General features: G+C 43.0%; 19 protein-coding genes and 1 pseudogene. 8 read left to right on the top strand and 12 right to left on the bottom strand.

Going from position 1 to position 9302, the window contains the following annotated elements:
* Positions 1 to 78 precede the first annotated feature (78 nt).
* Positions 79 to 432 (top strand): DUF4279 domain-containing protein, encoded by a 354-nt coding sequence (locus ACX27_RS09205; protein ID WP_062291221.1) that lies wholly within the window; start codon positions 79 to 81, stop codon positions 430 to 432.
* On the opposite strand, the pseudogene ACX27_RS31630 reads toward ACX27_RS09205, so the two are convergent.
* Positions 392 to 598, bottom strand: a pseudogene (locus tag ACX27_RS31630) (hypothetical protein); the annotation flags it as partial. The gene ACX27_RS09205 and the pseudogene ACX27_RS31630 overlap by 41 nt on opposite strands.
* On the opposite strand from ACX27_RS31630, the gene ACX27_RS32690 reads away from it, so the two are divergent.
* The 7 genes from ACX27_RS32690 (at position 582) to ACX27_RS09170 (ending at position 3482) form a co-directional block, all read left to right on the top strand.
* Positions 582 to 902 (top strand): hypothetical protein, encoded by a 321-nt coding sequence (locus ACX27_RS32690; RefSeq protein ID WP_062293814.1) that lies wholly within the window; start codon positions 582 to 584, stop codon positions 900 to 902. The pseudogene ACX27_RS31630 and the gene ACX27_RS32690 overlap by 17 nt on opposite strands.
* Entirely contained in the window at positions 902 to 1213 is a 312-nt protein-coding gene (locus tag ACX27_RS09195; RefSeq protein WP_062291215.1) for a hypothetical protein, read from the top strand. The genes ACX27_RS32690 and ACX27_RS09195 overlap by 1 nt, the downstream gene beginning before the upstream one ends.
* A 3-nt stretch (positions 1214 to 1216) precedes the next feature.
* Positions 1217 to 1921, top strand: coding sequence for a hypothetical protein (locus ACX27_RS09190; RefSeq protein WP_062291159.1), 705 nt, complete (start codon positions 1217 to 1219; stop codon positions 1919 to 1921).
* Entirely contained in the window at positions 1918 to 2208 is a 291-nt protein-coding gene (locus ACX27_RS09185; RefSeq protein ID WP_062291155.1) for a hypothetical protein, read from the top strand. The genes ACX27_RS09190 and ACX27_RS09185 overlap by 4 nt, the downstream gene beginning before the upstream one ends.
* Complete coding sequence (locus ACX27_RS09180; RefSeq protein ID WP_062291152.1) at positions 2186 to 2632, top strand: hypothetical protein; 447 nt, start codon at positions 2186 to 2188, stop codon at positions 2630 to 2632. The genes ACX27_RS09185 and ACX27_RS09180 overlap by 23 nt, the downstream gene beginning before the upstream one ends.
* A 194-nt stretch (positions 2633 to 2826) precedes the next feature.
* Positions 2827 to 3036 carry a hypothetical protein gene (locus ACX27_RS09175; RefSeq protein WP_062291149.1) on the top strand — a complete coding sequence of 70 codons (210 nt, stop codon included), beginning with the start codon at positions 2827 to 2829 and terminating at the stop codon, positions 3034 to 3036.
* A gap of 92 nt (positions 3037 to 3128) precedes the next feature.
* Positions 3129 to 3482, top strand: a complete 354-nt coding sequence (locus tag ACX27_RS09170) for a hypothetical protein (RefSeq protein ID WP_062291146.1) — start codon at positions 3129 to 3131, stop codon at positions 3480 to 3482.
* A 200-nt stretch (positions 3483 to 3682) separates the two neighbouring features.
* Here the strand turns inward: ACX27_RS09170 and ACX27_RS09165 are convergent, their stop codons facing one another.
* The 11 genes from ACX27_RS09165 to ACX27_RS32315 all read right to left on the bottom strand — a co-directional run bounded on the left by ACX27_RS09165 (position 3683) and on the right by ACX27_RS32315 (position 9149).
* Entirely contained in the window at positions 3683 to 4792 is a 1110-nt protein-coding gene (locus ACX27_RS09165; RefSeq protein WP_062298240.1) for a site-specific integrase, read from the bottom strand.
* A gap of 316 nt (positions 4793 to 5108) precedes the next feature.
* The gene (locus tag ACX27_RS09160; RefSeq protein WP_062291211.1) at positions 5109 to 5651 is read right to left on the bottom strand and encodes a hypothetical protein; all 543 of its coding nucleotides are present in this window, start codon (positions 5649 to 5651) and stop codon (positions 5109 to 5111) included.
* A gap of 125 nt (positions 5652 to 5776) precedes the next feature.
* On the bottom strand, positions 5777 to 5986 hold the full coding sequence (locus ACX27_RS31625; protein WP_144427431.1) for a hypothetical protein: 210 nt from the start codon (positions 5984 to 5986) through the stop codon (positions 5777 to 5779).
* Positions 5986 to 7230 carry a type IV secretory system conjugative DNA transfer family protein gene (locus ACX27_RS09155; protein WP_144427430.1) on the bottom strand — a complete coding sequence of 415 codons (1245 nt, stop codon included), beginning with the start codon at positions 7228 to 7230 and terminating at the stop codon, positions 5986 to 5988. The genes ACX27_RS31625 and ACX27_RS09155 overlap by 1 nt, the downstream gene beginning before the upstream one ends.
* Positions 7227 to 7592, bottom strand: a complete 366-nt coding sequence (locus ACX27_RS09150; protein WP_062291206.1) for a hypothetical protein — start codon at positions 7590 to 7592, stop codon at positions 7227 to 7229. The genes ACX27_RS09155 and ACX27_RS09150 overlap by 4 nt, the downstream gene beginning before the upstream one ends.
* On the bottom strand, positions 7568 to 7717 hold the full coding sequence (locus ACX27_RS32320; protein ID WP_158507361.1) for a hypothetical protein: 150 nt from the start codon (positions 7715 to 7717) through the stop codon (positions 7568 to 7570). Before ACX27_RS32320 ends, ACX27_RS09150 begins: the two co-directional genes overlap by 25 nt.
* 30 nt (positions 7718 to 7747) lie before the next feature.
* Positions 7748 to 7963 carry a hypothetical protein gene (locus tag ACX27_RS09145; RefSeq protein ID WP_062291203.1) on the bottom strand — a complete coding sequence of 72 codons (216 nt, stop codon included), beginning with the start codon at positions 7961 to 7963 and terminating at the stop codon, positions 7748 to 7750.
* Positions 7938 to 8174, bottom strand: a complete 237-nt coding sequence (locus tag ACX27_RS09140) for a hypothetical protein (RefSeq protein WP_062291199.1) — start codon at positions 8172 to 8174, stop codon at positions 7938 to 7940. The genes ACX27_RS09145 and ACX27_RS09140 overlap by 26 nt, the downstream gene beginning before the upstream one ends.
* A 116-nt stretch (positions 8175 to 8290) precedes the next feature.
* Positions 8291 to 8614 carry a hypothetical protein gene (locus tag ACX27_RS09135; RefSeq protein ID WP_235526568.1) on the bottom strand — a complete coding sequence of 108 codons (324 nt, stop codon included), beginning with the start codon at positions 8612 to 8614 and terminating at the stop codon, positions 8291 to 8293.
* Between the two features lie 62 nt (positions 8615 to 8676).
* Positions 8677 to 8970: a hypothetical protein gene (locus tag ACX27_RS09130; RefSeq protein WP_144427429.1), complete on the bottom strand. Its 294-nt coding sequence runs from the start codon at positions 8968 to 8970 to the stop codon at positions 8677 to 8679.
* A gap of 23 nt (positions 8971 to 8993) precedes the next feature.
* Entirely contained in the window at positions 8994 to 9149 is a 156-nt protein-coding gene (locus ACX27_RS32315; RefSeq protein WP_158507360.1) for a hypothetical protein, read from the bottom strand.
* Positions 9150 to 9302 lie beyond the last annotated feature (153 nt).

Genomic DNA, 9302 nt, shown 5'->3' with positions numbered 1-9302 from the left:
CTGGTGATTTTCCAACCTAGCGATTAGCTATTTTTGTTTTTATGAAAATCCCTAAATATAAACAATAGTCAATAATTTATGGATGAGTCATTGGAACCACCACTAAGATTGCCACCAGGGAACCCTGTAGGAGAGATTGTTTGGATAGCAGGAGGAGAAGTTGATGAGTGTTCGGTTTCATTGCGATTTTGGAGTGATGATTTGGTTCCAGATGAGGTGACAGACCTTCTTGGTATTAACCCTACTCAGTCATACAAGAAGGGTGATATTTTTCGAGGCAAAGTCTATGATCGAATCCGTAAAGTTGGATTCTGGGTATATCCAGAAATGTTGAATGATGATATAAAACTTTACATAAATAATTACACGGATTCTAAGAAGCCAAAAAATGTCAACATAACATCATCTCTTCAAACCAATGAACATAACTGATTTTCTGACACATACAAGACTGAAGATAGCGAAATTTATCTAATAATGTATTACCCCATTGTTCAGGAATAGAGACAAGCTGTAAAATCAGATAAGCAATCAGGCTAGTATAAATTTGGATAGTGATGCCATTGAGGTTTTTGGTAATTATGCTCAACAACTCTAGCAATACGGTTGAGGTTATCCGATTTAATAATTGTACCCACGGGGAAAAAACATTTACCAAAAATGTCGGAGATGAGGTTTTAAACGAGAATAGCAATCGTCAATATGCGGTCTTTGTTAATAATTCACTTTACGATATCACCTTGATATTAGGTGATAAATCTAAAGGGACTGTTGGTAAAGGCATCATTTTAAAACCCCGTGGTGGTAGCTACGAAATTAATCAAACCAATCTCTATGTCGGCAAGGTTTCAGCTATATCTGCTAATAATTGCAAGCTTTCTTTTGTGGAGTGTGTTGAATAATGGCTTTATACAATCCAGCAAGCGTTACTGTAGTTGAATCAACTAGTAGCACTTCTACTCCTTCAACCGTTGCCGCTTCTACAAATAGTCAAACCATCGCCGCCGCCAATTCCAATAGAAAAGGGTTAACTATTTGGAATAACTCAACAGCCACTTTGTATATTGACTTTGATTCGGCTGCTACTACCTCAGAAGCGGCAGTTCCAATTGCTGCTGGCGGATATTTTGAAATGCCATTTAATTACACTGGTGTAATTAGTGGTATTTGGAGTGCTGCAAATGGGAATGCTCTAGTAAGAGAATTGACCTAAAAAATGCCTTTAACTATTCCGCCTAGCACCTATGCCAGCCAAATAACTTTTAATCCAACTACTAACATTACCGCAAATACTGTACAAAATGCCATTGTTCAACTTTATGATTTAATGGCACATTTATCAGGTGATGAATCGATTGGAGGATTAAAAAGATTTACTGATACCACCCAAGCGACAAACACAACAACAGGCACTCGATTTGATGGTGGCGTTGGTATTGCTAAAAATCTCCATGTCGGCGGTAATTTAGTAGCTGATAATTTACCAAAAGCATCAGCGATTAGAACCAGTAGCACCTCAAGCCTTAGCACTAGTGCTGTAAATAAAATTGTTTTCAATTCAGAAGAAGTAGACAATCAAAACATTCATAATATATCTACTGGTAATTCTGTTATCCCTTCTGAATACGCTGGTGATTACTGTTTAGAAACTTACATTTCTGGAACTTTCACAACAGATGGGACGGCTACAACTAGGCTAAGACTTTCTGTTTATAAGAACGGCTCTTTTTTTAAAGATATAGCCAGAACCACAATACAGCCCACCTCTGGCGCTTTTACTTTAGCCGTTCATGGCTCCGTAACTCTATTTAATCTTGCAGCCAACGACACAATAGATATTCGTACTACAACAGCTACAAATAATGGGGCTACTTTTACGATTGATTCTGGTAGTTGGTTTTCGCTCTATAAAAAGCCATGACAATTCAAACCATAGAAATACAAAAAATCCCCCGAATCTGGCGCATTCAAGGCGACATTACAGAAGGCGATTTAAACACACTTGTTTTAGAAATATTTTGGCGAATTGATTGGGTGACACTAGAAGGCACAACTATTAATAATGAGTCGGGAGGAATGATTAAATTCACCACTACTTCAGAATTATTATTAAACTTCTCAACTATTGCTGAGGCTATTTACGCTCAAATAAACTCGCCAGAGATTCCACTAATAAATAATCCCGATGAAACTAGTAATAGCAGTTAATCCTGCCGCACCTCAGCCGCAGGGCATGAACGTCACTTTAGAATCAACTAGTATTTTTCTAGGGATAACTGTAAGCGTTGTGATGTTGGTAGGCACAGCCGTTAAAGTCGTTTCTAAATTTAATTCGATTACTAATCAGGTTCGAGATTTGAGAGAAGATTTAAACTCTCACTCTCAGGCGTTGGATCAAACCAAACTTTTAAGTGAGAAAATTTTCACGATTGAGAAAAGGTTTGAAATCCACTTACAGGATTATGTCAACTACAAGGATGCGACCCTTTTGGCTATTAACGGTAACAAAGAAAGAATCGACCATAAAGCCGAGAGGGCTGAGGACTACTTTAAAGAGTTGAAATTTGAAATTAAGGATCTTCAGGGATTCTTGCAAAAGCACCAGAATTTTAGAATCCGCAATGACCAGTGATACCCTCTGGGGATTCAGGGTAACTGAAAAATTAGGTTAATCAGACCAAAGTAAAACGCAAAGCCTAAACACAACATCCCTGCTAACTGTAGTCGTCCCCAAGGATAACCATACAAGTCATCGTAATAGGTTATAAACGTTTGAGGGTAAAGACTCCCAGTATTTTAAAAATTCCTGAATTTTCTCTAACATATATGACTCAACACACATTAGAGCAGTATTTTAACCTTCACCAAGGTAAAGCTATTGATTTTTCACTGAGGGCAGAACATCGAGATGGCGGTTGGTTGTTCTACATTCATCCTCAAGGTGTTAACGGCGAAACCTGGGATTTTAGAGTCAACGGGAACCAGTTAACAAATATTGTTCCTGGAGAAGAGCAAGAACGCGATCGCAGTGAGTAACTCTCTGGGGATTCACTCTAGTCAGAAGTTTAGCGATAAAGCACTCATGAATACCCTACAATATGCTTGTTACACGGCAATGTAGGGTTTTTATGTCTGAACACGGCGGACGCAGAACAACCACTTGGGAGATAAGTAGCAGTTGGAAGCACGGCAAAACTAAAACCGTCAGAATCCCGATCGCACTTGAAGCACAAATCATGGATTACGCTCGGCGCTTAGACGCTGGAGATAGCTTGTTACACGGCAACTCAGCCGATGAGCGAGAGGTTATATTAAGCGCGATCGCCCGATATATTGGCTACAAAAATACTCACTACCACGCCAATCAGCACAGCAAGACACTCGACATCAGCACCAGGGCTTGGGATGAACTGCGGAGGTTTCGGGGGATGGTCGCTCAAGAACCGGAGAAACTGGGAATTAAAATAAACAAGACGACTTAAAAGCAAGGGTTTTGAGGCGGGATATTCTCTTGATTTAGTCACGTTTTAGTCAAACGCAAGTATCGAAAATTCTCAAAGCAGTGGGTGACGAGGGATTTGAACCCGCAACCAATAGATTAAGAGACAGGATTGGTATACTTTTATAGCACAAAAAGCCAGCAAGGGTCTTGCTGGTTATTTTTTTGTAAACAATCATGAACTTATATTTTTGGTGGCTTTGGTCTATCGGTTTTACTCAAGGCCAACTCAAACGCCCGTTGGTGGTGCTTCGCCTGTATCCAGGTGTGGTAAAGGTTGCTGTGTACAGCTAGGCTATGCCCCATCTGTTGCGCTGCCAGAGAAATATCAATGCCATACTCAAGCGTTCTGACTGCCCAGCAATGGCGCAAATCATAGACCTTAAAGGGAATGCCGTCGTTTCGTCTCAGTCTCTGGCTGACGGTTGCGCCGATGTCTGAGTTGGCGCGATCGCAGTTGATGTTAGGAATTTTGACATTCTGCAATCCGAACTGGTCAAACCATTCTGGGTGAAAAGGCCAAATGTTTCGATAACCAGTTTTACCTTGAAGTACACTTAACACCTGATTTCCGGCTCTCAACGCCTTTAGGTCAAGGAAGAACACCTCATGATTCCTCAACCCATAAGTCGCCAAAATGCCATAAACCCATTGCCACCTAACGTCCTGAATTTTGTAATACCACTCAACTATTAATTCGTCATTTGGTAAATCTCTCGGTTGTCTGCTTTTGGGGCTGTAATTACCTGCGTACGGGCTGGGGTCAAAATCGATTCCGGCAAATTTAGCTAATGCCCCCAGGGTTTGACAGAATCTTTTACGGGTTCTTGTGTCCGGTTGAGTTGATAAGATGACCTGTTTCAACATTTCAGCCGTTAGCTGACTGCTGGAATCTAGTATTTTGAAAACTGAGGCATATTCAATCTTCCATGTTGATTGTGATTTGAAATTTTCGGAACGGCGTTGAAAATAATCTTTTTTAAAGTCTTCAATTAATTGACCAATGTTTTGATTTGCACCAACGGAAAAGGCTGTGTGATCAGCCCAATCAAATGTTCTAGTAGCTAGTCGAACTCTTAGTATTTTGGCTTCTTTTTCGGCGATTTTAACTCCATCTGCATTGGCAGGGGCAATGCTTATTCTTTGTTGATGCCAGCCAGTTTTACCAGAGTTTGGTTTGGGTGGAAGTGTTGCCCGTAGATGAATCTGTCCCCCTAGCTGTTCAATGGTAATACCATAATTGTTGGCTCTCAGCCGTCCGTTAGCTTCCCTGATTCGTTTATCAATGTCCATGATTATGGCAAAATCCAATACGGAATTCTATCTTCATCAAAGTCTGCAATTAATTCGTTGATTGCTTCCAGGCGCTCATTACTTGATTTCAAACACTCCTCGCACTCGCATCTATTGAAATCACCAATTAATAAATCGAACCAATCATAGTAACCTTGTAAACTGTCGATTTTTCTTCACATCATTTCGGGTGGAAACAAGGTGGATTTATTTAAATGCTGAATACGAGGGTCTTTAAAGTTCCAAATAAATTTTTTCGCGTGGAACATAAACAGCTTCGATACCAAAAGTTATGTCAGGAAACTCATCGTTGCTATTATTCATAGTCGTAGTCCCTGGTAACCTCAAAATCACTAGGCCAATAGATGACCCAATCTGTGTAAAATCCATCAGCTTCGATGTACTCAGTCCAACAACTATCATGAGGCCAGCCATCTACTGGCACGGGTGGAATGAATGCTTCCCAGTGTGGAGGTGCGTAAATAACCCCTTTAGAAATCCAAGGGGTAGAAAATGTCACTGTATTGTCAAGCAGCAATTCTTGAGTTACTTCTAGTCCCCCATCAGGGTGTGCTTTGTAAGGCAGAGCGATAGCTCTCCACCACCCCGCAAGCCAAAGCTCGTCTCTGATGCTGTTAACCCAATCGTTGTGGCGGTCTACAAATGTCTCCTCCCATTCATTCTCTGCTTCTTGATAGCCGGGCAATTGCACTACAAAACCGCATTCTTTTCTCCATTTGGGATTGATGAAATACCAATCAAAAAATGGCAGCGGCCACGGACGGGCTAATGATTCGCAGTAGTAGCGACAGCCCTCCTCGAAGTTTTCACAAATTAAACCAATTGGGCATTCACTCATCTCTACTTAATTTGTTTGGGCTAAACTGTGGGCGTAAAACTTTCACCAGTGCGATCGCGATTCTGTAGCATCAAAACGCGATCATTTCGCACTTTTTGGCATCCCCGAAATTTTGTCTACAATCGCTACAGTGCTTTTCTGGTGGGGATTTCAGCGTCTACAGCCGATTTTTCGGGGCTGAAAAATTGTAGAGGCTGTAGACGAATTTTTGACCTACACCTAATGAACTGTTGGCTGGGTACTGGCATAGTCGCAGTATTGGTGAATTGCACAGTAAATTGGTTGAAATGCGGTGTAGATAAAGTGTTGACGAACTGTAGACAAGGTGTAGACATTACTGTGACCACCTCCAGCCCAACCTGTCACCATCACCAACCACTTCACCGATGAGCCGATCTGCTAGGGATGCAAACAAAATTCTGATGTCATCTGGCGGCATCTTTTTAAAAGGGGGGCTGGCTTGCTGAAGTATTCGCGCTTTTAAAACTACTCCTGGATTGGTTTGTCCCCAATTCACAATAATTTGCTCATATTCATTGAGGGAAGACATTAGTGATTGCACCTCATCAACACTCCCGCCGGAGATTTGCGCCACTGCACCACTGCCCATACTCCAGTTGCTCAAATCCAGTTCGCAAGGGACATCATCGACCATGAACCGCTTTTTACCACCAGCTTTCAACCACTGCTCAAGTTGTGGATTTTTGAGAACTGTTCGGGCATAGTCACGGGCGAACTGTCCCAAACGCACCAGACAGCAGCAGCTGTACAAGGTTTCCTTGTCCCCTTGCAAGCCATAGTTTTCGGCGGTGTCATTCTGGGCGATCGCCAAAACGAACTGCTTATAACGCCGTCCCCGCTTGAGGTGTTTCTTAAACCATCGGGCTGCATTGTCGCATTCATCTACTAACAGCGGAAATTCCTCAGCAATGAGAAAGCGATCGCGCCCAATAATCGCGTTATCTCCCCCATCACCACGCAACTCTACTAATTCTTCTAAGGTGGTTAAGTCGTTGCCCATTGCGGTATCAATGGCTTTAAAATTCCCCTTCCGCCCAATGACATCTTTTTGATCTAGCCAACTCCAATCATCCGGTTTGGCATCAGAATCATAAACTACGACCCTGCCACCGATTTTGGAGGACAGGTACTGGGTGAAAGTTGACTTGCCATCACCAGTACCCCCGACTAAGGCAACGTGTTTTTGTTTTTTCTGGATGTATTCCACTGGATCTGTAATCAGGTTGGCAGGTGTCCAGTCGGCATCATTGGCAATTGTCACCGCTAACTGTGCAGTGGGTTGAGTTTTAGTCCGTACCCAACCCAGAAAATTAGCTCGTGATGCTTGGTCAAAATCTCCTAGTGCCTGCTGCAACTGTTTGGCTGTTTGGCGTTGGTTTCTGCCCACAGTTAAAGCAGCTGACGCACAACCAATCAGCCAGGGCTTTGACTGTCTTTGTGCGTCGATCGCTGCACACAGAATTAGCATCGATGTTATTAAACCACACCATGATGTCCAATTGGAACGCTGGTAAAGCTGTAGGTACGAATGTACTTGTGATGGGTGCAGTTCGCTCATAATCCCACTACTACCCCAACAGCGACTAGTATCAGCCGAAATACCAAAATTCCCCGAATCTCTGCAAAGGACAGCATCTGCCATAGCACCAGAGCTGATACTGCTAAAGCTAGTAATCCACCAACTCTGATAAATCCTGGTAGTGGCAGTACTGACCAGCAGCTGCTAATTAAGGCGGGGATGGTAATTGATGTGGTGATATCAAAAATTAAATCACTCAAGTTGTCGGGCAGTGCAACAGCGTTTATCCACCCCCGCTTAAATTCCTCCAGTTTGTTGGGTTGAGAGTGGGGAATGGGGACTGGGGAGTAACCACGCTCTGAGGGAATTTCAACTACTATTTTTTGTTGGTCATCGGACATTGGTCACTCCTAACTATTTCAACAGCAGCTTTTAAGGTTAGTGCAGCAAAGGGAATCATCAAAAACATGATCATCAGCGCCAGCATTGCTTCATTTAAATAAGACCTTGGTTTTTCACTGTTCATGGAGGAAAGCCCCAAAGTAGGGGCTGGGTGTTAGCTGAATGCGTCGAGAATTTCGTTGAGGTTATAAACTGAGTTGGTTGATTGCTGTGGTTGAGTTTCTGCTTGTGGCATTGGCTCAAAACTCCCGTTGATTACACTTTTGGCTTCGGCTTCACAGGCTGAGAGGTGAAGTTCAAAGTCGAGTTCGTTGGCGGCAAGTGCGGCTTGCATCTCGTAGAACTCAGGAGACAGACTGCTGGCTTCCATGCTGTTCACTTCCTTGGTTCTGCCCGTAACCACTGGTTTTCACTAAGCGTTCTGTTATCCGGTTGATAACGGGGTTATCACTCGCTGGCATTGGTTTGCCTTGGTGATAGGCTGCTGAAATTTCGGCGCATTCTTCGGCTGATGCACCATTGCCTAACAATTGTCCTTCTGGGAAGCCGACGCGGTTGATTTCGTTGTGTAAGTAGTCCATAATTTCTCCAGGTGGATGTTTGTTTTGACATCTGAAGTTGGGGCGATCGCACTTTAGGGTAGATGCGGTTGCCCCTTAAAAATCTCCTTTTGATGCTGTGATTGAGTTAAAGCTTGTTACCAACAAACCTGGGTAGTTTGGCGAATGGACGGTTTAAATTCGATTGGCTGACGGGTATCTAAGCTGACAGCACGACCATCATTAAGCTTGACGTAAAGATTCTTACCCGATTTGGTACGGCTGAATAATTGTCCCGCTTCTAAAGTTACCCATGTCACTGGAGCTTTACCAACGACATATTCGGCGATATGACTATCAAACCCCTCTGATAGTGGGTCAACTGTTAAATCCTTCCACTGCCTTTGTTTACCTTTTCTCGGTGCAATGTGGGAGGTTTTACCGTTTGTTGAAGGTTTGTTAATGGTGTCTTGTTCGCTCATTGTTGGTTAATTGTTTGGGAATACTAGTGGTTGAGATTTACTTATCAAGTCCAAAAAGGTTGTTAGGTTGTCCGCCGGAATCCTTTGCTGTAAGGGTTTCGGCGTTTTTTGTTGTCTTGTGGTGCTTGGTAAATGGTTACGCTGGAGCCGCGTATCAGCTTCCAAACTGCTTCTCCTGCACTTCCCCGTAACGCTAATTTGTCGCATTCGCCGTTGAAGTGAATGAATACGTTTGTCCCCATTTTTCCGACATAGTTGATGCTGTCTACGTTGAGAACGATTTCAAATTCAGATTCTTGAATGTGGACGAGAGTTGGTTTGCTCATGCTGTTAACTGTTGACTGTTGACTGTTCACTGTTTACCCCTAGCAGGTCTTTGCTATTCGCTCGGTTCTTGCCTTACCCATCGGTAAGGTTCGTTGTTTCCCCTTAGCTCGTCATTGCGACTCTTTGCATCAGAAATACTCATCCACTGCTCTGCTTCAACCTCTTCTGTTTCGGTGTTAACAAGTTCGTAAATTTGTCTGTCTTCCATTTGCTAGTGCTAGTTGACTGTTGACTGTTCACCCCTAGCAGGTCTTTCGTTGGCTCAGTGCTTGCAGGCCGCTATCTCTGCATGGTTTGGGGTTTGGGTATCGGGTACAAAAAAAAGGTTTCACTCAGCGCGGGCAGGTCTTTCTGTGCCTCA

It is taken from the genome of Nostoc piscinale CENA21 (assembly GCF_001298445.1).
Taxonomy (GTDB): domain Bacteria; phylum Cyanobacteriota; class Cyanobacteriia; order Cyanobacteriales; family Nostocaceae; genus Nostoc_B; species Nostoc_B piscinale_A.
The sequence above is the reverse complement of the archived record's forward strand: the minus strand, read 5'-3'. Positions and strand labels throughout refer to the sequence as shown.